Source organism: Pseudomonas sp. NY15364 (genome assembly GCF_048068235.1).
GTDB lineage: Bacteria > Pseudomonadota > Gammaproteobacteria > Pseudomonadales > Pseudomonadaceae > Aquipseudomonas > Aquipseudomonas mendocina_D.
This window is the reverse complement of record NZ_JBLUPX010000011.1, coordinates 23,378-42,906: the sequence shown is the minus strand read 5'-3', so window position 1 is coordinate 42,906 and position 19,529 is coordinate 23,378. Positions and strand designations below refer to the sequence as shown.

At 62.4% G+C, this 19,529-nt stretch carries 17 protein-coding genes; 3 read left to right on the top strand and 14 right to left on the bottom strand.

Going from position 1 to position 19,529, the window contains the following annotated elements:
* Positions 1–77: 77 nt before the first annotated feature.
* Positions 78–2,054: a DNA primase gene (dnaG, locus tag ACNFCJ_RS11695; protein WP_416771468.1), complete on the bottom strand. Its 1,977-nt coding sequence runs from the start codon at positions 2,052–2,054 to the stop codon at positions 78–80.
* Positions 2,055–2,200: 146 nt separating this feature from the next.
* Positions 2,201–2,416 (bottom strand): 30S ribosomal protein S21, encoded by a 216-nt coding sequence (rpsU, locus tag ACNFCJ_RS11690; RefSeq protein ID WP_003290642.1) that lies wholly within the window; start codon positions 2,414–2,416, stop codon positions 2,201–2,203.
* A 203-nt stretch (positions 2,417–2,619) separates the two neighbouring features.
* Here rpsU and tsaD point away from each other — a divergent pair, with 203 nt between their 5' ends.
* Positions 2,620–3,645: a tRNA (adenosine(37)-N6)-threonylcarbamoyltransferase complex transferase subunit TsaD gene (tsaD, locus tag ACNFCJ_RS11685; protein ID WP_416771466.1), complete on the top strand. Its 1,026-nt coding sequence runs from the start codon at positions 2,620–2,622 to the stop codon at positions 3,643–3,645.
* A gap of 54 nt (positions 3,646–3,699) precedes the next feature.
* Here the strand turns inward: tsaD and plsY are convergent, their stop codons facing one another.
* Positions 3,700–4,269: a glycerol-3-phosphate 1-O-acyltransferase PlsY gene (gene plsY / locus ACNFCJ_RS11680; protein ID WP_099525840.1), complete on the bottom strand. Its 570-nt coding sequence runs from the start codon at positions 4,267–4,269 to the stop codon at positions 3,700–3,702.
* Positions 4,270–4,343: 74 nt separating this feature from the next.
* Here plsY and folB point away from each other — a divergent pair, with 74 nt between their 5' ends.
* Both folB and folK read left to right on the top strand, forming a co-directional pair.
* Positions 4,344–4,700 carry a dihydroneopterin aldolase gene (folB, locus tag ACNFCJ_RS11675; protein ID WP_037000169.1) on the top strand — a complete coding sequence of 119 codons (357 nt, stop codon included), beginning with the start codon at positions 4,344–4,346 and terminating at the stop codon, positions 4,698–4,700.
* Positions 4,691–5,218, top strand: a complete 528-nt coding sequence (gene folK, locus ACNFCJ_RS11670; RefSeq protein ID WP_416771464.1) for a 2-amino-4-hydroxy-6-hydroxymethyldihydropteridine diphosphokinase — start codon at positions 4,691–4,693, stop codon at positions 5,216–5,218. The genes folB and folK overlap by 10 nt, the downstream gene beginning before the upstream one ends.
* 108 nt (positions 5,219–5,326) lie before the next feature.
* Here folK and ACNFCJ_RS11665 read toward each other — a convergent pair whose 3' ends face one another.
* The 11 genes from ACNFCJ_RS11665 to ACNFCJ_RS11615 form a co-directional block, all read right to left on the bottom strand.
* Entirely contained in the window at positions 5,327–6,547 is a 1,221-nt protein-coding gene (locus ACNFCJ_RS11665) for a multifunctional CCA addition/repair protein (protein ID WP_416771463.1), read from the bottom strand.
* Between the two features lie 121 nt (positions 6,548–6,668).
* On the bottom strand, positions 6,669–8,234 hold the full coding sequence (locus ACNFCJ_RS11660; RefSeq protein WP_416771461.1) for a SpoVR family protein: 1,566 nt from the start codon (positions 8,232–8,234) through the stop codon (positions 6,669–6,671).
* A 10-nt stretch (positions 8,235–8,244) separates the two neighbouring features.
* A complete protein-coding gene (locus ACNFCJ_RS11655; protein WP_416771459.1) occupies positions 8,245–9,516 on the bottom strand; it encodes a YeaH/YhbH family protein in 1,272 nt (423 codons plus the stop codon).
* Between the two features lie 83 nt (positions 9,517–9,599).
* Positions 9,600–11,522, bottom strand: coding sequence for a PrkA family serine protein kinase (locus ACNFCJ_RS11650; protein ID WP_416771457.1), 1,923 nt, complete (start codon positions 11,520–11,522; stop codon positions 9,600–9,602).
* Positions 11,523–11,806: 284 nt separating this feature from the next.
* On the bottom strand, positions 11,807–12,136 hold the full coding sequence (glpE, locus tag ACNFCJ_RS11645; protein ID WP_416771455.1) for a thiosulfate sulfurtransferase GlpE: 330 nt from the start codon (positions 12,134–12,136) through the stop codon (positions 11,807–11,809).
* A gap of 32 nt (positions 12,137–12,168) precedes the next feature.
* Positions 12,169–12,987 (bottom strand): symmetrical bis(5'-nucleosyl)-tetraphosphatase, encoded by an 819-nt coding sequence (locus tag ACNFCJ_RS11640; protein ID WP_416771453.1) that lies wholly within the window; start codon positions 12,985–12,987, stop codon positions 12,169–12,171.
* Positions 12,987–13,367, bottom strand: a complete 381-nt coding sequence (gene apaG / locus ACNFCJ_RS11635) for a Co2+/Mg2+ efflux protein ApaG (protein ID WP_416771452.1) — start codon at positions 13,365–13,367, stop codon at positions 12,987–12,989. Before apaG ends, ACNFCJ_RS11640 begins: the two co-directional genes overlap by 1 nt.
* Positions 13,368–13,396: 29 nt before the next feature.
* Positions 13,397–14,206: a 16S rRNA (adenine(1518)-N(6)/adenine(1519)-N(6))-dimethyltransferase RsmA gene (gene rsmA, locus ACNFCJ_RS11630; RefSeq protein WP_416771451.1), complete on the bottom strand. Its 810-nt coding sequence runs from the start codon at positions 14,204–14,206 to the stop codon at positions 13,397–13,399.
* A 113-nt stretch (positions 14,207–14,319) separates the two neighbouring features.
* Positions 14,320–15,315 carry a 4-hydroxythreonine-4-phosphate dehydrogenase PdxA gene (gene pdxA, locus ACNFCJ_RS11625; protein WP_416771449.1) on the bottom strand — a complete coding sequence of 332 codons (996 nt, stop codon included), beginning with the start codon at positions 15,313–15,315 and terminating at the stop codon, positions 14,320–14,322.
* 99 nt (positions 15,316–15,414) lie between these two features.
* Positions 15,415–16,707 (bottom strand): peptidylprolyl isomerase, encoded by a 1,293-nt coding sequence (locus tag ACNFCJ_RS11620; protein WP_280085262.1) that lies wholly within the window; start codon positions 16,705–16,707, stop codon positions 15,415–15,417.
* Entirely contained in the window at positions 16,688–19,489 is a 2,802-nt protein-coding gene (locus tag ACNFCJ_RS11615; protein WP_416771447.1) for an LPS-assembly protein LptD, read from the bottom strand. Before ACNFCJ_RS11615 ends, ACNFCJ_RS11620 begins: the two co-directional genes overlap by 20 nt.
* Positions 19,490–19,529: the final 40 nt, after the last annotated feature.

Below are 19,529 nucleotides of genomic sequence, written 5' to 3'. Positions count from 1 at the left end.
AGGTCTTGGCGGGCTGAAAACAAGCCGAGGATTATACCTCGGTTTTGGCTTTAGGCGCCAGTTGGGGACTTGCTGCTCTAGGAGGAGGCCAGGCTGTAGTGCTCTCTGAGCAATGTCTTTTCCTCGTCTGTGAGCTCGCTGGGGCTTTTATGAATGATGCTGCGGAGCGCCTTTTCACGCCGCCTCTGCGATTGACTGTTTGCAAGTGTAGTAATGGTGTCGAAAAACTGCTGTTCAAGGTTGTCGCCCTGGATCAGCCATTCCTTCTCCGCCAGTGCCCGCAGCAGACGGCCTTGCTCGGTGCCGTGCCAGCGGGCGATCAGTTGCAGTGAACGCAGGTTGGGCGTTTTCTGCAGGGCACCGACCAAGGCCACGAGAAGCTGAGCGTAGGTGTCGTCTTCGTCGGCGAAATGGCTGACATCTTCGACTTTTTGCGCCAGCTGCGGATGGTGCAGCAGCGTGCGCAGGGCGATCAGGTGCGGTGATTCGACGCTTACCGCGGTGCGCGGGGCACGTGGCGCGAAATCGCCTTTGCCTTTCTTGTTCCACTTGCCGCCGCCGTCTTTTTTCCAGCTGCCTTTGCCGCCTTCGTTGTTGCGCTCGTAGTGCTGTTGGTGAGGTGGGGCGGGCTGCTCGTAGCCGCCGACGTCCGGCAGGTTGTCGTAGTAGGCGCTGTCGGGGATGTCGCCGTAATCCGGGTAATCGCTGCTGGGCGCCTGGCTGGTGGTGCTCGGCGCATGACTGCGCGGTGCGCTGGCGACCTGGCTCAGTGCTTCACCGGAAAGGCCGGTGATTTCGCTCAGGCGCTGGCGCATCAGGGCGCGCAGGTTGTTGCCGGGGATCTTGTCGATCAGCGGCGCGGCCAGGGTCACCAGATGCGCCTTGCCTTCCAGCGAGCGCGGGTCGGCTTCTTCGCTCAATTGCTGGAAGAAGTAGTCGGCCAGCGGTTGTGCGTGCTGGTTGATGCGTGCGCGGAAGGCGTCGGTGCCTTCGGCGCGTACCAGGGTATCCGGGTCTTCGCCTTCTGGCAGGAACAGAAAGCGCGCGCGGCGACCGTCCTGCAGGCTCGGCAGGGTCGACTCCAGGGCGCGCCAGGCAGCGTTGCGCCCGGCAGCGTCGCCGTCGAAGCAGAACAGCACGCTGGGCACGATGCGGAACAGGCGCTTGAGGTGTTCTTCGCTGGTGGCCGTACCCAGGGTCGCCACGGCATTGCGCAGGCCCTGCTGAGCCAGGGCGATGACGTCCATGTAGCCTTCGACCACCATGATTTCGTCAAGATCACGGTTGTGCTTGCGCGCCTCGTACAGGCCGTAGAGTTCCTGGCCCTTGTGGAACACCGGGGTTTCCGGTGAGTTGAGGTACTTGGGCTTGTCGTCGCCCAGTACGCGGCCGCCGAAGGCGATGACCCGGCCGCGGCTGTCGCGGATGGGGAACATGATGCGGTCGCGGAAGCGGTCGTAGCGCCGGCCGTTTTCGGCGTTCTCGATCAGCAGGCCGGCGTCGATCATGACTTTCTGCTGCAGGGCGTCGGCGCCCAGATGCTTGAGCAGGTTGTCCCAGCCGGGCGGTGCGAAACCGATGCCGAAGTCACGGGCGATCTCGCCGGTCAGGCCACGGCCCTTGAGGTAATCCACCGCGTACTTGCGCTGCGGATGGCTTTTCAGGGCCTGGCGATAGTGCTCGGCAGCGGCATTGAGCAGCGGGTAGAGCGGCGAGTCCACCGGCTGGCGCGGTGTGCGCCCGCGACCGCTTTCCTCGCGCGGCACGTCCATGCCGGCGCGCTTGGCCAGTTCCTCGATCGCCTGGGGAAATTCCAGTTGATCGTGGTCCATGACGAAGCCGAGGGCATTGCCGCCGGCGCCGCAGCCGAAGCAGTAGTAGAACTGCTTGTCCGGGCTGACGGTGAAGGAGGGGGTCTTTTCCTTGTGGAAAGGGCAGCAGGCGCTGTAGTTCTTGCCGGTCTTCTTCAGCTGGATGCGCGAGCTCACCACATCGACGATGTCGGTGCGGTTGAGCAGGTCATCGATGAAGGATTGCGGGATCAGGCCGGCCATAGACGCTCAGCATACTGCCCGGCGCAAGCGCTGGACAACGGATGGGTAGAAAAGCAAAAACTCCGCTCACTCGCTAAGGCGCGAGGCGGAGTCTTCAAATGCAATGCCCGGCCTGAGCCGGGCATTCGAGCGTGGCGTGTACTGTATTAGTACAGGCGAACGCTGCGGCGCTGCTCGCGCTGCACTTTCTTGGCGTGACGCTTAACAGCGGCAGCGGCTTTGCGCTTACGCTCAGCGGTCGGCTTTTCGTAGAATTCGCGGCTGCGAACTTCAGCCAGTACACCGGCTTTTTCGCAGGAGCGCTTGAAACGACGCAGGGCTACGTCGAAGGGTTCGTTCTCTTTAACTTTGACGGCTGGCATCCAGGTCGTACCTATCTTTAATTACCGGTTTCAACGCGTGCCCGGCAGGTGGCTCGGGATGCGTCGGTTTTCAAGGGTTGCGGATGTTACCGCCTCGTCGCGCGGAATGCAAAGCCCTTAGGTCGAAAAGCGCTGGTCGCTCCGCCGGGCGGCGCTTATCATGCGCGCCTTTGTTCCACGCGGCAAACCAAGGTTCAGGCTCTATGCTCGTACTGGGATTGGAAACTTCCTGCGATGAAACCGGCGTCGCGCTCTATGACAGCGAGCGTGGCCTGCTGGCTGACGCCCTGTTCAGCCAGATCGACCTGCATCGCGTTTACGGCGGCGTGGTGCCCGAGTTGGCTTCTCGCGATCACGTCAAGCGCATGCTGCCGCTGATCCGCCAGGTGCTGGATGAAGCCGGCAAGCAGGCCAGCGATATCGATGCACTGGCTTACACGGCAGGCCCTGGCCTGGTCGGCGCGCTGCTGGTGGGGGCGTCCTGCGCTCAGGCGCTGGCCTTTGCCTGGGGCGTGCCGGCCATCGGTGTGCACCATATGGAAGGTCACCTGCTGGCACCGATGCTGGAAGAGCAGCCGCCGGCCTTTCCGTTCGTCGCTTTGTTGGTGTCCGGTGGGCACACTCAGTTGGTGCGCGTCGATGGCATCGGCCAGTACCAGTTGCTCGGCGAGTCGCTGGACGACGCGGCCGGTGAAGCTTTCGATAAGACCGCCAAGCTGATGGGACTGAATTACCCGGGCGGTCCGGAAATCGCCAAGCTGGCCGAGCAAGGCACGCCGGGGCGCTTCGTCTTCCCGCGGCCGATGACCGATCGCCCGGGCCTGGATTTCAGTTTCAGTGGTCTGAAGACCTTTGCGCTCAATACCTGGCAGCAGTGCCGTAATAGTGACGACGACCTCGACCAAGCCCGTCGCGACATCGCACTGGCCTTCCAGCAAGCGGTGGTTGAGACTCTGACCATCAAGTGCAAACGCGCACTCAAGCAGGCAGGGCTGAACAGCCTGGTGATCGCTGGTGGCGTGAGTGCCAACAAGGCGCTGCGTGAGCATCTGGAGCGCATGCTGGGCGAGATGAAGGGCAAGGTGTTCTATGCGCGGCCGCGTTTCTGCACCGACAACGGCGCGATGATCGCCTACGCCGGTTGCCAGCGTTTGCTGGCCGGGCAGCATGAGGATCTGGCGATCAAGGTGCAGGCGCGTTGGCCGATGGAGTCGCTGCCGGCGATTTGATGAGCTCGCTCCCTGTAGGAGCGGCTTCAGCCGCGATTGACGTTCCGAACTTTGTTAAAAACGCCGCTCGCGTCCGGCGAAAAGGTCGCGAAGATTGTGACGGTGGCGCCAGACGATCAGCCCGGTCAGCACACAGGCTGGCAGCAAGGCAGCCGGTTGTTGCCAGGCCAGCAGCGGCAGCGTCAGCGGCGTGGCGATCAGCGAGGCCAGCGAGCTGGTGCGGGTCAGCAGAAATACCAGCGCCCAGGCCGCCAGAGCGAGCAGCGCCGCCGGTGGATAGAGGCCAAGCAGCATGCCGGCGGCAGTGGCTACGCCCTTGCCGCCGCGAAAGCGGAAGTACAGCGGGTAGAGATGGCCGACCACGGCAGCCAGGCCGATCCAGGCTTGCTGATGCAGGCTCAGGCCAAGCAGCTTGGCGATCAGGATGGGTAGCAGGCCCTTGAGCAGGTCACCGATCAGCGTCATCACGGCGAGCTTCTTGCCGGCGACACGCAGCATGTTGGTGGCGCCGGGGTTACCCGAACCACTGGCGCGCGGGTCTGGCCCGCCTGCAAGTCGGCTGAGCAGGATGGCGAAGGACAACGAACCGAGCAGGTAGGCAAGGATTGCCAGAAGCCAGAACATGGTGGCCATTCCAGGGCATGGGGTGGCCCGATTCTAACGAGGTGCAGCGCCCTTGTCGTGGCGCGGAGAGTGCGGTGGACAGAGTATTTATCGAGGGGCTGGAGGTCGACACGGTGATCGGCGCCTACGATTGGGAGCGCGACATTCGCCAGTGCCTACGTCTGGACCTGCAGATGGGCTGGGATAACCGCCCAGCGGCAGCCGGCGACGACCTCAACCTGGCGCTCGACTACGCCAGCGTCTCCACGCGCATTCAAGCCTTCGCGGCCGAGTCGCAGTTCATCCTGGTCGAGACTTTCGCTGAACGCCTGGTGCAGACCCTGATGGAGGAGTTCAACATTCCCTGGATGCGTCTGAAGCTGACCAAGCCCGGCGCGGTGCCAGCCGCACGCGGCGGCGTAGGCGTGGAGATCGAGCGCGGATGCCTCTGACACGCGTCTTTCTCGGCCTCGGCAGCAATATCGAGCGCGAGGCTCACCTGGTCGCGGGCCTCGACGCGTTGGCGGGGCTGCTCAGCGACATGCGCTGCTCGCCGGTATTCGAGAGCCATGCGGTGGGCATCAAGAGCGGTAACTTCTTCAATCTGGTGGTGGTCGGCGAGACGGAACTGCCGCTGCTGGAGCTGGACCGCCGGCTGAAATTCATCGAAGCCGACAATGGCCGCTACGCGCCGGACCGCAAGGGTTTGCCGCTGGACATCGACGTGCTGCTGTATGGCGAGCAGGTCGGCAATTTCAATGGCCTGATCCTGCCGCGCGCGGAAATTCTCAAGAACGCCTTCGTGCTCTGGCCTTTGGCCTTGCTGGCGCCGGACGTGTGTCACCCAGTCGACGGCCGTTCGTTCGCGCAGTTGTGGGCTTCGGCGCAGATCGATCAGCAACTGTGGCCAGCGGCTTTCCAGTGGAGTGGCGCCGAGCTGACGCCGGCAGAGTTGCTGGCCTCTGTTTAACCGCGCATATCAGTGTAGGAGCCCCGCCCCGGGGCGAAAGAGATTGTGGCCGTTCAGAAAAATCTGCGGCTTGGCCACGATTCGCCGCGAGGCGCGGCTCCTACAAGGCTATTGATCCTTGTAGGCCTTGAGCGCTTGAAGGCGCTCGCGATTGAGCGCCTCGCCGAGCTCCGCGCCCTTGAATCCCTTCTCCAGCAGCGGTTTAACCGGCACTTGCCGTGCGGCCTCGGCGGCGCCCAGCAGGTAAGCGGCCTGTGGATAGTCGCGTTGCTCCAGACCCAGGCGTCCGCGAGCATCCATCTCGCAGGCGGCGACGAACTCGGCGAAGCGTTGTGGGCGGCGGAACACGTCGAAGCGTTGCAGCAGCTCCAGTAACGTCGACGGGCGCAGCTCCAGCGCGCGGTGGCCGTGGGTGTGGAACTCGCCGACCAGCAGTGCCAGCTCGGCGCAGTCACGGGGTGCCTTGCAGCGTTCATTGATCGCCTGGATCAGCGGCAGCCCCTTGTGCTCATGGGTAATATGCCGTGGCCACTCATCCTCGGGCGTCAGACCTTTACCCACGTCATGCAGCAGGCTGGCCCAGCGCACGTTCAGCGGCTGGTCATGCTCCGCACACTGGCGCAGCACGCTGAGCACGTGCACGCCGGTATCTATTTCCGGGTGATGAGCTTGCGGTTGCGGCACGCCGAATAGAGCGTCCACTTCCGGCAGCAGGGCGGCCAGTGCGCCGCAGTCGCGCAGCACCTGGACGAACACATCCGGGCGCGGCTCCATCAATGCGCGGGATATTTCCTTCCAGCTGCGCTCGGCAGTGAGGTGGCTTAGTTCGCCAGACTCGGCCAGCTGGCGCATCAGCTCGAGGGTCTCCGGCGCCACGCTGAAACCAAGCGGCGCATAGCGTGCGGCGAAGCGGGCGACGCGCAGAACACGCAGCGGATCTTCGGCGAATGCCGGGGAAACGTGGCGCAGGATGCGGGCCTCGAGGTCTTGCTGGCCGCCATAGGGATCGATCAGGTTGCCGTGATCGTCCTCGGCCATGGCGTTGACGGTCAGGTCGCGGCGGATCAGGTCCTGTTCCAGGGTGACGTCGGGGCTGGCGTGGAAGGTGAAGCCGCCATAGCCGCGCCCGCTCTTGCGCTCGGTGCGGGCCAGGGCGTATTCCTCGCCCGTTTGCGGGTGCAGGAATACCGGAAAGTCGGCGCCCACCGGGCGATAGCCGAGTTCGAGCATCTGTTCGGCGCTGGCGCCGACCACGACCCAGTCCACTTCACTGATGGGACGGCCGAGCAGGCGATCACGTACCGCGCCGCCGACTGTATAGATCTGCATGTGTGTTCCTCCACTGAGCGCAGAGGATACCGAAGATCGAGATGGGGCGCGTCGTGTACACAGGCTTATCGCGCCAAGGTGTGTCCATGGTCGGCAGCTTGGCGCGCGCTTCAGCTGCCGATCAAATTGGCGGAATGATCAGGTCCGGCCGCGGGTATTCGCTGTCGCCCTCCGAGCTGCCGCGTGGTGGCACATGCTGGGTGGTGATCAACTGATCGCCCTGGCAGACCTCCAGATGAATATCGAAGCCCCATAGCCGATGCAGGTGTTTGAGCACCTCTCCAGTTGAGTCGCCCAGTGGTTTTCGGTCGTGTTGCTGGTGGCGCAGGGTCAGCGAGCGGTCTCCGCGGCGGTCGATGTTCCAGATCTGTACGTTGGGCTCGCGGTTGCCCAGGTTGTACTGAGCAGCGAGTAGCTCGCGGATGGTGCGGTAGCCGGGTTCGTCATGAATGGCCGGCACCAGCAGTTCGTCCTTCTGGTCGTCGTCGAGGATGCCGAACAGCTTGAAGTCGCGAATCACCTTGGGCGAAAGGAACTGCAGGATGAAACTCTCATCCTTGAAGCTGTTCATGGCGAACTTGAGCGTGGTCAGCCAGTCGCTGCCAGCAATGTCGGGGAACCAGTGCTTGTCCTCCTCGGTGGGCTCCTCGCAGATACGACGGATGTCGCGGTACATGGCGAAACCCAGCGCGTAGGGGTTGATGCCGCTGTAGTAGGGGCTGTCGAACGGCGGCTGGTAGACCACGCTGGTGTGCGACTGCAGGAACTCCATCATGAAGCCGTCGGTGACCAGGCCCTCGTCGTACAGGTCGTTCATCAGCGTGTAGTGCCAGAACGTTGCCCAGCCTTCGTTCATCACCTGGGTCTGGCGTTGCGGGTAGAAGTATTGGGCGATCTTGCGCACGATGCGGATCACCTCGCGCTGCCAGGGCTCCAGCAGAGGGGCGTGTTTTTCTAGGAAGTAGAGGATGTTTTCCTGCGGTTCGGCGGGGAAGCGCTTGTTGTCTTTCTCGCCGCCCTTGTCGGCGTTCCTGGGAATGGTGCGCCACAGATCGTTGATCTGCTTCTGCAGGTGCTCCTCGCGCTCCTTCTGGCGCCGGCGCTCCTCCTCGGCGGAGATAGGGTAGGGGCGCTTGTAGCGGTCGACGCCGTAGTTCATCAGCGCGTGGCAGGAGTCGAGCAGCTCTTCCACCGCATCGATGCCGTAACGCTCCTCGCACTGCATGATGTACTGCTTGGCGAACACCAGGTAGTCGATGATCGAGCTGGCGTCGGTCCAGGTGCGGAACAGGTAATTGCCCTTGAAGAAGCTGTTGTGGCCATAGCAGGCGTGGGCGATCACCAGCGCCTGCATGCAGATGGTGTTTTCCTCCATCAGGTAGGCGATGCACGGGTCTGAATTGATCACGATCTCGTAGGCCAGGCCCATCTGACCACGCTTGTAGCCCTTTTCGGTGGCGAGGAAGTGCTTGCCGTAGGACCAGTGGTGATAGCCCAGCGGCATGCCGACCGAGGCATAGGCGTCCATCATCTGCTCGGCGGTGATCACTTCGATCTGGTTGGGGTAGGTGTCCAGCGCATAGCGTTCGGCGATGCGCGCGATTTCCTTGTCGTATTGACGGATCAGGTCGAAGGTCCATTCCGAACCGGTGGAGATCGGCTCGCGCTTTCTCGTACTGGCATTCATGGCTTGGCCCTCAACTCACCAGGCGACGCTGGAACAGTTCGCGGAACACCGGGTAGATATCCGCGGCGGACACCAGTTGCTGCTGGGCGAAGCTGTCGGCGAAGGCCTCGGCCACCTGTTCGTACTCGAACCACAGCGCCTGGTGCTCACGTGGGGTGATCTCGACGTAGGTGAAGTACTGTACGAACGGCATGATCTGGTTGATCAATATATCCCGGCATACCGGCGAGTCGTCGTTCCAGTTGTCGCCGTCCGACGCCTGGGCGGCGTAGATGTTCCACTCGTTGATCGGATAGCGCTCGGCCATCACTTCCTGCATCAGCTTCAGGGCGCTGGAGACGATGGTTCCGCCGGTCTCGCGGGAGTAGAAGAACTCCTCTTCGTCCACTTCCTTGGCACTGGTGTGGTGACGGATGAACACCACGTCGATCTTGTCGTAATTGCGCTTGAGGAACAGGTACAAGAGGATGAAGAAGCGTTTGGCGACATCCTTGGTGGCCTGGGTCATGGAGCCGGAAACGTCCATCAGGCAGAACATCACCGCTTTGGAGCTGGGGTTGGGCTGTTTGGTCAGCAGGTTGTACTTGAGGTCGAAAGTGTCGAGAAACGGCACGCGATGGATGCGCGCACTGAGGCGTTCGATTTCCTCCTGGATGGCCTGGATATCGCCGAAGTTGTCCGGCTCTTCCCGGCGCAGGCGCTCCAGTTCGGCCTTGGCTTCGCGCAGCTTGGCGCGGCTGGAGCCGGACAGGGCGATGCGCCGCGCGTGGGCCGAGCGCAGGGTGCGCACGATGTTGATGCGCGAAGGGTTGCCCTCGTTGCTGATACCGGCGCGCACGGTCTTGAAGGTTTCCGCACCGGTCAGGTGGCGCTTGACCAGATTGGGCAACTCCAGGTCCTCGAACATGAAGTCGAGAAACTCCTCCTGGGTGATCTGGAACACGAACTCGTCCATGCCTTCGCCGGAATTGCTCGCCTTGCCACTGCCGCGGCCGGCGCCGCCGCCTTGCGGGCGTGGGATGCGTTCACCGGTGGTGAATTCCTTGTTGCCGGGATGAACGGTGGTCTGCTTGCCGCCGCGGCCATGGTGCAGCACCGGCTCGTCGATATCACGGCCGGGAATGCTGATCTGCTCGCCGTGCTCCATGTCGGTGATGGAGCGCCGGCTGACGGCTTCCTCCACCGCCTTCTTGATGTGTTCACGGTAACGCCGCAGGAAGCGCTGGCGGTTTACCGTGCTCTTGTTCTTTCCATTGAGTCGACGGTCGATTACGTAGCTCATACAAGCCCTCCGGGCGCTGAGGCTTCAGGCCCCAGGCTGCAAGCGCTTTCGCCTGGAGCCGGCGGCCTGTCACCTGAGGCCGCTTACTGCGATTTACGTACGCGCAGATACCACTCCGACAGCAGGCGTACCTGCTTCTCGGTGTAGCCGCGCTCGACCATGCGTTTGACGAAGTCGTTGTGCTTCTGCTGATCCTCCTTGCTGCCCTTGGCGTTGAAGCTGATGACCGGGAGCAGGTCCTCGGTGTTGGAGAACATCTTCTTCTCGATGACCACGCGCAGCTTCTCGTAGCTGAGCCAGGTGGGGTTCTTGCCGTTGTTGTTGGCGCGGGCGCGCAGCACGAAGTTGACGATCTCGTTGCGGAAATCCTTCGGGTTGCTGATGCCGGCCGGCTTCTCGATCTTCTCCAGTTCCTCGTTGAGCGCCACGCGGTTGAGGATCTCGCCGGTTTCCGGGTCGCGGTATTCCTGATCCTGAATCCAGAAATCGGCGTACAGCACGTAGCGGTCGAAGATGTTCTGACCGTACTCGCTGTAGGACTCCAGGTAAGCGGTCTGGATTTCCTTGCCGATGAACTCGATGTAGCGCGGTGCCAGGTATTCCTTGATGTAGCGCAGGTAGCGCTCGCGCACTTCGGCGGGGAACTGCTCCTGCTCGATCTGCTGTTCCAGTACGTAGAGCAGGTGCACCGGGTTAGCGGCCACTTCGTGCGGGTCGAAGTTGAATACCTTGGACAGAATCTTGAAGGCGAAGCGGGTCGACAGACCGTTCATGCCCTCGTCGACGCCGGCGCTGTCACGGTACTCCTGGATCGATTTGGCTTTCGGGTCGGTGTCCTTGAGATTCTCGCCGTCGTAGACGCGCATCTTCGAGTAGATGTTGGAGTTCTCCGGCTCTTTCAGGCGCGACAGGGTGGAGAACTGGGCAAGCATCTTCAGGGTGTCCGGCGCGCAATGGGCCTTGGCCAGCGAGCTGTTGATCAACAGCTTGTCGTAGATCTTGATCTCGTCGGTCACGCGCAGGCAGTAGGGCACCTTGACGATGTAGATACGGTCGATGAAGGCCTCGTTGTTCTTGTTGTTACGGAAACTGTGCCACTCGGACTCGTTGGAGTGGGCCAGCAGGATGCCGCTGTAGGGGATCGCACCGAGGCCTTCGGTGCTGTTGTAGTTGCCTTCCTGGGTGGCGGTCAGCAGCGGGTGCAGTACCTTGATCGGCGCCTTGAACATCTCGACGAATTCCATCAGGCCCTGGTTGGCCCGGCATAGAGCGCCCGAGTAGCTATAAGCGTCGGCGTCGTTCTGCGGGTATTCCTCCAGCTTGCGGATGTCCACCTTGCCGACCAGGGCGGAGATGTCCTGGTTGTTCTCGTCGCCCGGCTCGGTCTTGGCCACGGCGATCTGATTGAGGATCGAGGGGTAGAGTTTGACCACGCGGAACTGGCTGATGTCGCCGCCGAACTCCTGTAGGCGCTTGGTGGCCCACGGCGACATGATCGAGCTGAGGTAGCGGCGTGGGATGCCATAGTCCTCTTCGAGAATGGTGCCGTCTTCGGTGGCGTTGAACAGCCCCAATGGCGACTCGAACACCGGCGAGCCCTTGATGGCGTAGAAGGGCACCTTCTCCATCAGTTGCTTGAGCTTCTCGGCCAGCGAGGATTTACCGCCCCCCACCGGGCCCAGCAGGTAGAGAATCTGTTTCTTCTCCTCCAGGCCCTGCGCGGCGTGACGGAAGTAGGAGACGATCTGGTCGATGCATTCTTCCATGCCATGGAAGTCGGCGAAGGCCGGATAGCGGCGGATCACCTTGTTGGAGAAGATCCGCGACAACCGCGGATCGGTCGAGGTGTCGAGCAGCTCCGGCTGACCGATGGCCATCAGCAGACGCTCGGCCGCAGTGGCGTAGGCGCTGCGATCCTGCTTGCACAGTTCGAGGTACTCCTGCAGTGAGTACTCCTCCTGGCGGGTCGCCTCGAAACGTTGCTGGAAGTGACTGAAAATGCTCATGACTTCACCTCGCTCGATGCTGAAAGCTGGCTCGGGATCGGTCGTGCGTGCAGGTGCTGGATAACCCCGGCTCGGATACAAGTCGGGAAGAATCCCCCAAAACCCAAAAGTCGTTACCGATGGCCCGATGCCGGTTTGCCGGCTCTACCTTCAGTGGGATGGCCTGAGTAACAGAATAGTTCGTTCTGCAGAGCGTCAAGGGCGGGACGACGATAACGGGATGTTTCCGTGCGTCGGGATAGGGGGGCAGGCCAGAGCGGGCGCGGCCTGCCGGCTGAAGAAATTTATTCTTCGTTGCTTTGCGCGGTTTCGCTCGGGTAAGTGGCGTGCCACAACTCGAAACCACCATCGAGGCTATACACCTCGGAAAAACCCTGACCGACCAAGTAGGCCGCGGCGCCTTGGCTGGAATTGCCGTGGTAGCAGGAGACGATCAGCGGCGCGTCGAGGTCGGCCTTAGTGATGAAGTCATGCAGCGAGTGGTTGTCCAGGTGGCGCGAGCCGCTGATATGACCATTGGCGAAGCTCTGTGGGTCGCGAATGTCGACCACGACGGCGCCCTGGGTGCGCAGTTCTTGCGCCTGTTGCGGTGAGATACGCTTGAATTCGCTCATGTTCGGGGACCTTTACCAGGTGGGTGGCGGGCTTATTCTTTGGGACAGGTGCAGCGGTGAAGTGCGCCGCTGTCGACATCGAGCAGGGTCATCGCGCCGCCCCAGACGCAGCCGGTATCCAGCGCGTAGAGGCCTGGTTCCGGGCAGTTGCCCTCCAGTGCTGCCCAGTGGCCGAAGATGATCTTCTCGCCGCGCATCTTGCGCTGTGGGTGGCTGAACCAGGGGGCGAAACCGGGAGGTGCGCTGCCGACGCCTTCCTTGCTCTTGAGGTCCAGGGTGCCGTCGGCCTTGCAGAAGCGCATGCGGGTAAAATAGTTGGTGATCACCCGCAGGCGGGTCACGCCGTGCAGTTCCTTGTTCCACTTGGCCGGCTCGTTACCGTACATGCCATCGAGAAACAGCGGCAGACGAGCATCGTCACGCAGCGCTTCTTCGACTTCAGCGGCGCGGCGCAGCGCCTTGCTCAGTGTCCAGTGCGGCGGGATGCCGGCATGCACCAGGGTCACCTTGCGCTCGGCGTCGTGGTGTACCAGTTTCTGCATGCGCAGCCAGTCGAGCAGGTCGTTGCGATCCGGCGCATCGAGAATCTCGCGCAGGGTATCGCCCTTCTTCAGGCGCTCGATGTTGTGCGCCACCGCCAGCAAGTGCAGGTCGTGGTTGCCCAGCACGCAGGTGACCGCCTGACGGATGGAGTAGAGAAAACGCAGGGTTTCCAGCGACTGCGGGCCGCGGTTGACCAGGTCGCCCACCAGCCACAGTTGGTCATGCGCGGGATCGAAAGACACTTGCTCGAGCAGGCACTGGAGCGGTTTGAGGCAACCCTGCAGGTCGCCGACGGCATACACCGCCATCAGTGAAGGGCCCCTGGCACAGCCAGACGGAACGGGGCGATGGTTGCGTCGAAGTGTTTGCCGTCTTCGGCGAGCATCTGGTAGCTGCCCTGCATGGTGCCGACCTGGGTGGTCATGACCGTTCCGCTGCTGTAGGTGTGGCTGGCGCCGGGCTCGATATGCGGTTGCTGGCCGATCACGCCGGCGCCGCGCACTTCCTGCACGCGACCGTCGCCGTCAGTGATGATCCAGTGGCGCGACAACAGCTGAGCCGGCAGCTCGCCGTTATTGACGATGGTCACGGTGTAGGAGAACGCGTAGCGGCTCTGCTCCGGCTGCGACTGCGCGGCCAAGTAGCGGGTGGTGACGCTGACGTCGATCTGATAACGAGGGTCGGACATGCGAATGATCCGTTGGGCGTGATTGCAGTTTAGTCCTGCGCAGCAGAGGGCTGTAGAGCCAGTTGGTCGGCCAGGCGGACGAAGGCGGCCAGATCCAGTTGCTCGGGGCGCAGGCTGCCGTCGACGCCCGCAGCTTCAATGGCCTCGGCTGGCATCAACTGCTTGAGCGTATTGCGTAGGGTCTTGCGGCGCTGATTGAAGGCTTCGCGCACGACGCGTTCGAGCAGGCGGTGGTCCTTGGCGGGGTGCGGCAAGGTCTCGTGCGGCACCAGGCGCACGATGGCCGAGTCGACCTTGGGTGGTGGGTTGAAGGCGCCGGGGCTGACGTTGAACAGATGTTCCACGCGGCAGTGGTATTGCACCATGATCGACAGCCGCCCCCAGTCGCCGCCGCCCGGGCCTGCGGCCATGCGCTCGACCACTTCCTTTTGCAGCATGAAGTGCATGTCGCGAATCAGCGGTGCGTTGTCCAGCAGGTGGAAAATCAGCGGCGTGGAGATGTTGTAGGGCAGGTTGCCGACAACGCGCAGGCTGCGTGGCGGTGCGTCGAGGCGGGCGAAGTCGAATTTCAGTGCGTCGCCCTGATTCAGGCGAAAGCGCGGATTGTCGCCGAACTTGCCTTGCAGGATAGGGATCAGGTCAAGGTCGAGTTCGATCACGTCGAGCTGCGCGCCGCTGCCGAGCAAACCCTCGGTAATGGCGCCCTGGCCCGGGCCGATCTCCAGCAGGCGTTCGTCTTCCTTGGCGCGAATGGCGCGCAGGATGCGGTCGATCACCCCGGCATCATGCAGGAAGTTCTGGCCGAAGCGCTTGCGCGCGCGGTGTTGGTATTCGGACATGTACGGCTCCGCGCAACGCCCCGAGTCGTGTTGCTCGAGGCTGGATGCAAAAAAGAAAGTCGCACAGTCTACCAGCGAATGGCGCCGCGGGCGCGGGCCGTGGACTCAGCGGTTCACACCTTGCGGCTGGCGGCCATCTGGTAGGCGGTCTCCAGCGCCACCTGCAGGCTGCCGATGTCGACCTTACCGGTGCCGGCCAGGTCCAGCGCGGTGCCATGATCCACCGAGGTGCGGATGATCGGCAGACCCAGGGTGACATTCAACGCGGCGCCGAAGCCCTTGAATTTGAGCACGGGTAGGCCTTGGTCGTGGTACATGGCCAATACCGCATCGGCCTGTTCGAGATACTTCGGGGTGAACAGGGTGTCGGCCGGCAGCGGACCAATCAGGTTCATGCCTTCCGTGCGCAGGCGTTCCAGCGTCGGCTCGATGATTTCGATTTCCTCGCGGCCCAGATGGCCGCCCTCGCCGGCGTGCGGGTTGAGCCCACAGACCAGAATGCGCGGCTGGGCGATACCGAATTTACCTTGCAGATCTGTATGCAGGATGCGGGTGACGCGTTCCAGACGCTCGGCGGTGATGGCGGCCGCGACATCCTTCAAGGGCAGGTGGGTGGTGACCAGCGCCACGCGCAAGCCTCGGGTCGCCAGCATCATCACCACCTGCTGGGTGTGGGTCAGCTCGGCGAGAAACTCGGTGTGGCCGGAGAAGGCAATGCCCGCTTCATTGATCACACCTTTATGCACGGGGGCGGTGATCATGCCGGCAAAGGTGCCGTTCATGCAGCCCTGGCCTGCGCGAGTGAGGGTCTGCAGCACGTAGGCGGCGTTGGCGGGTGTCAGTTTGCCTGGGGTTCCGGGAGCTGCCAGCGGCGTATCCCAGACATAAAGAGCGCCCGCTGCTGCGGGCTTGTCTGGCCATTGCTGAGGGCCGACGGTCATCAACTCGATAGTCAGCCCCAATTGCTTTGCGCGGTCCGCCAGTAGCTCGCGACTGGCGATGGCGACCAGTGGCGCAGGCTGGACCTCTTGGGCCAGCAGCAGGCAGAGATCGGGTCCGATGCCGGCGGGCTCGCCTGGGGTGAGGGCAAAGCATTGCTGCGCAGTCATGGTCGCTCTCTGTGTAGGCGCGGGGCCGCCAGTTTACGCTGCCGGGCCAATAACGAAAAAGCCCGGCACAGGGCCGGGCTTTCGTACGCGATGACGCTGTTACAGTTTGGTCTCGACGTAGGCTTCGTCGCGGATCTGGCGCAGCCAGGCCTGCAGTTCCTCATCGTACTTGCGGTTGCGCAGCACGTTAACGGCTTGTTGCTCGCGGAACTGCGCGCTGCTGTCAGTGGCGCGACGGCCCATGACTTCCAGTACGTGCCAGCCGTAAGGGCTCTTGAACGGCTTGGACAGCTCGCCGCTGGGGGTGTTGTTCATCACCTCGCGGAATTCGGGGACCAGGGCGTTCGGGTCGATCCAGTTCAGGTCGCCGCCGTTGAGTGCAGAGCCCGGGTCCTCGGAGAAGCTCTTCGCCAGCTCGGCGAAGTCTTCACCATCGACGATGCGCTGATACAGGCGCTCGACCAGGCGACGGGTTTCTTCTTCGCTGCGAATCTCGCTGGGCTTGATCAGGATGTGACGCACGTGTACTTCGTCGCGCACCTGGGTTTCGCCGCCGCGCTTCTCGATCAGCTTGAGGATGATGAAACCGCCCGGCGTACGCACCGGCTCGGTAACTTCGCCCGGGTTCAGTTGGCTGATCATGTTGTCGAACGGCGGAGGCAGCTGGCCCGCTTTACGCCAGCCCATTTCACCGCCTTCCAGGGCGTTCTCGCTGGCAGAGCGAGAAACAGCCAGTTGGGCGAAGTCCGCGCCTTGCTGCAGTTGCTGATAAACCTCCTGCGCCTGACGGTCGGCTGTCTGGATTTCGCTGGAGGACGCACCTTCGGAAACCGGAATCAGGATGTTGGCCAGACGGAATTCTTCCGACAGCTGCATCTTGCCCAGGTCGGAAGCGAGGAAGTTCTGCACTTCCTGATCGGTAACCTGAATGCGTTCGGCCACGCGGCGCTGGCGCACACGGCTGATGACCATCTCGCGACGCACCTGATCACGTGCATCGGCATAGGACAGGCCGTCGCGTGCCAGTGCTTCACGGAACTGCTCCAGACTCATGCCATTGCGCTGAGCGATGGTGCCCATGGCCTGGTTCAGTTCTTCGTCGGTGATGCGAATGCCGGAGCGGTCGCCGATCTGCAGCTGGATGTTCTCGATGATCAGGCGCTCGAGCACCTGCTGGCTGAGTACATTGCCAGGAGGCAGGGAGCCGCCGCGCTTGTCGATGGTTTGCTGCACTTCACGCAGGCGAGCGTCGAGTTGGCTCTGCATGACCACGTCGTTGTCGACAATGGCCACGACGCGATCCAGTGGGCGAACCTGGGCCTGAGCCGTTGCCGCCAGCAGTGCTGCGCCCAACAGCAGAGGGCGCAGGCGATCAGAAAGCTTGGTCTTCACGTTCACGGTAACCTTGAATGCCTTGGTCGAGGAAAGTTTCCACCTTGTTGCCAACAACGCCGCCGAGGCCCTTGAGGACGATCTGCAGGAAGATGCCGCGGTCCGGCTCGTCGTTGCGCGATGGGTCGAGGCTGACTTCGTCGTAATCGATCCAGTAACGGTTGATCAGGCGCAGCTTCCAGCAGCAGCTGTCGTATTCGAAACCACCGAAGGCTTCGAGGGTACGGTTGCGGCCATAGTCGTACTGCCAGCGCGAGATCAGGCTCCACTGCGGAGCCAGCGGCCAGATGACGGAGAAGTCATGCTGGTCGATCTTGTAGTAGTTCTTGATGTAGTTGGGGTTAGCGATTGTGGCGCCAGTGCTATCGGTAATTGTAGGGGTCCCGTAGTCCGGGTTGGTGGTCCAGGTACCGCTGTCACGGTCATAACGCACGGTGTCGTTACGATAGCGATAGCCGAAGTTCACCACTTTGTTCGGATTAGCTTCCGGCTGGTAATGGAACATCGCGCTACCCGAGCGGGTGGCGTGTTGGTCCGGATCCCAGTTGAAGGTGGACGAGAAACGCCAGTCGCGATTGAAGCGATACAGGTACTCCAGCGCATAAGGCGACACATCGGCGGTAGCTTCCTGGCGGGTACGGTAGTCGATACCCGGCAGTTGAACCTTGCGGTCTTCGAAGTAGAACGCCTGGCCGATGCTGAAGCGCTGGCGCTCGAAGCCGTTCGGCTCGATCCAGCGGCTGGTCACGCCCAGCGACAGCTTGTTCTCGTCACCGATGCGATCCTTGCCACTGAAGCGGTTTTCACGCCACAGCGAGGCGTAGCTGAAGGTCGGCTCGCCCGTATCGAACACCGGGATGTCGGTCTGGTCTTCTTCCGGCACGTAGAGGTAGAAAGCACGTGGCTCCAGGGTCTGGCGGAAATCCTTGCCGAACAGCTGGGTGTTGCGGTCGAAATACAGGCCGCTGTCGACGCTGAACAGGCCGACGCCACGGCTCTGTGTGCCCTTGTAATTTTGCTCAGCCAGCAACGTGTTTTTACCTTGCTGATCCAGGCTGATGTCGTAGTTGGTCTGCAGGTACTTGACCTGAGGTTTGACGAAGCCCCACGACCAGTCCAGCGGCAAGCTGACTCCTGGTTCGAAGTGCAGTCGTTCACCGTCAGCTCTGGCGAGACCAACCAGTCGTTCGTCATACCAGCGATCTTGTGGGCGACCGGTTACGCCGTCCTTGTCGGTGAAGAAACCAGAACGCAGGTTGCGATCGAACTTCACATACTCGGTGCCATAGGTGAAGTCCAGGCCGCCCGGATTGAACGGCAGTTTGCCATCCAGGGTGATCTGCGGCAGGCGATCATATGGCGTTACGTCGGTGATGTTGGCCAGCTCATAGGCATGCACCTTCAGTCGTGCAGTATAGCTGTCGCCACGATAGGTCAGCGTGCCGCGCTGGTCTACGTAGGTTTGCTTGTCGATGCCCAGGTCGGTGTTCAGATCCTGGAAGTAGTACGGGTCGCTGATGTCGGTGTAGTCGACTTCAGCGAGCAGGCGCGAGTTCAGCCCCTGCTTGTGCTGCCAGCTGTACATCCAGCGCTGATCTTCATACTCGGACTGCAGCTTGCGCTCGTCTTCGCTGTCGTTCAGCCATGCGCCGCCGACCTGGCCTTCGCTGCTCTCGGTCAGGTAGCGGAACTCACCTTCCATCAGCAGGCCGCGTTTGGCCATGTAGGTCGGGTACAACGTGGCGTCGTAGTTCGGCGCCAGGTTGAAGTAGTACGGCGTTTGCAGCGAGAAGCCGTTGCTGCTAGACGTGCCGATGCTCGGCGGCAGGAAGCCGGACTGGCGACGGTCGTCGATCGGGAAGTAGATGTACGGGGTATAGAACACCGGAATGTCCTTGACCCGCAGCGTCACGTTGGTGGCGGTGCCGAAGCCGGTCGCCGGGTTCAGGGTGACGTTGTTGCCCTTCAGGTGCCAAGCGTTGTCGCCCGGCTCGCAACGGGTGTAGGTGCCATCCTTGAGGCGGATGATCGCGGTCTCTTCGCGCTTGGCGTAGAGCGCGCTACCGCGCACATGGGCCTGGTGCATCACGTACTCGGCATTGTCGATACGGGCTTCACCATTATCCAGCTGCAGTTCGGCACGGTCGCCGACCACCAGCATACCCTTGTCTCGCAGGCGTACGTTGCCGACCAGTTCGCCACGGTTTTCCGTCTGGTGCAGGCTGGCTTCGTCGGCCTCGACCTGCATGCCGGACTGACGCAGGACGACATCACCGGCGAGGGTAGCGATCTGCTTTTCCTGCTCGAAGCGCGAGGCTTTGGCGGAAACGAACATCGGCGACTCGTCCAGCGGCGTGGTGTCGTCCATGCCCGGACGCAGCGGCTCGACATAGGCGCCTGCACAGTAAGGGCCAGCCTCGGCCAACTGCGCGGCAGTCAACTTATCGCGCGGGACCCAGTCCAAGTGACTGTAATCGGGGCTGCGCGAGGTAAGGGCACGGCCCTTGCTCTCGGTGACCAGCACCGGGGCAGCATCCTGCTTGGCTACCGCCTCGCTGGTGGTGCCACCCGAGCTGACAGCATCGCGGCTGTGCACTGGGCGCGGAGGCAGTGCGCTGGCCGCCGATTTCGGCGCGCAGGCCCAGCCGCCCGTGGGCGACGCCTGGCAATCGTATTGCTCGGCGGCAAAGGACTGTAGGCTGAACGCGGGCTGTAAGGCCAGGAGGCTGCCGGTGACCAGCAGCGGGAATTTCTTGCGGAACGCGGGGTATTTTACTGCCATCTTGTTAGTCCGGGCTTCCTGCGCGCTATCGGCCCAGGGG

Excerpts from the sequence above, each read along its gene's own strand:
- dnaG (WP_416771468.1), bottom strand. The coding sequence starts at position 2,054 with ATGGCCGGCCTGATCCCGCAATCCTTCATCGATGACCTGCTCAACCGC.
- rpsU (WP_003290642.1), bottom strand. The coding sequence starts at position 2,416 with ATGCCAGCCGTCAAAGTTAAAGAGAACGAACCCTTCGACGTAGCCCTG.
- tsaD (WP_416771466.1), top strand. The coding sequence starts at position 2,620 with ATGCTCGTACTGGGATTGGAAACTTCCTGCGATGAAACCGGCGTCGCG.
- plsY (WP_099525840.1), bottom strand. The coding sequence starts at position 4,269 with ATGTTCTGGCTTCTGGCAATCCTTGCCTACCTGCTCGGTTCGTTGTCC.
- folK (WP_416771464.1), top strand. The coding sequence starts at position 4,691 with ATGCCTCTGACACGCGTCTTTCTCGGCCTCGGCAGCAATATCGAGCGC.
- ACNFCJ_RS11665 (WP_416771463.1), bottom strand. The coding sequence starts at position 6,547 with ATGCAGATCTATACAGTCGGCGGCGCGGTACGTGATCGCCTGCTCGGC.
- ACNFCJ_RS11660 (WP_416771461.1), bottom strand. The coding sequence starts at position 8,234 with ATGAATGCCAGTACGAGAAAGCGCGAGCCGATCTCCACCGGTTCGGAA.
- ACNFCJ_RS11655 (WP_416771459.1), bottom strand. The coding sequence starts at position 9,516 with ATGAGCTACGTAATCGACCGTCGACTCAATGGAAAGAACAAGAGCACG.
- ACNFCJ_RS11650 (WP_416771457.1), bottom strand. The coding sequence starts at position 11,522 with ATGAGCATTTTCAGTCACTTCCAGCAACGTTTCGAGGCGACCCGCCAG.
- glpE (WP_416771455.1), bottom strand. The coding sequence starts at position 12,136 with ATGAGCGAATTCAAGCGTATCTCACCGCAACAGGCGCAAGAACTGCGC.
- ACNFCJ_RS11640 (WP_416771453.1), bottom strand. The coding sequence starts at position 12,987 with ATGGCGGTGTATGCCGTCGGCGACCTGCAGGGTTGCCTCAAACCGCTC.
- apaG (WP_416771452.1), bottom strand. The coding sequence starts at position 13,367 with ATGTCCGACCCTCGTTATCAGATCGACGTCAGCGTCACCACCCGCTAC.
- rsmA (WP_416771451.1), bottom strand. The coding sequence starts at position 14,206 with ATGTCCGAATACCAACACCGCGCGCGCAAGCGCTTCGGCCAGAACTTC.
- pdxA (WP_416771449.1), bottom strand. The coding sequence starts at position 15,315 with ATGACTGCGCAGCAATGCTTTGCCCTCACCCCAGGCGAGCCCGCCGGC.
- ACNFCJ_RS11615 (WP_416771447.1), bottom strand. The coding sequence starts at position 19,489 with ATGGCAGTAAAATACCCCGCGTTCCGCAAGAAATTCCCGCTGCTGGTC.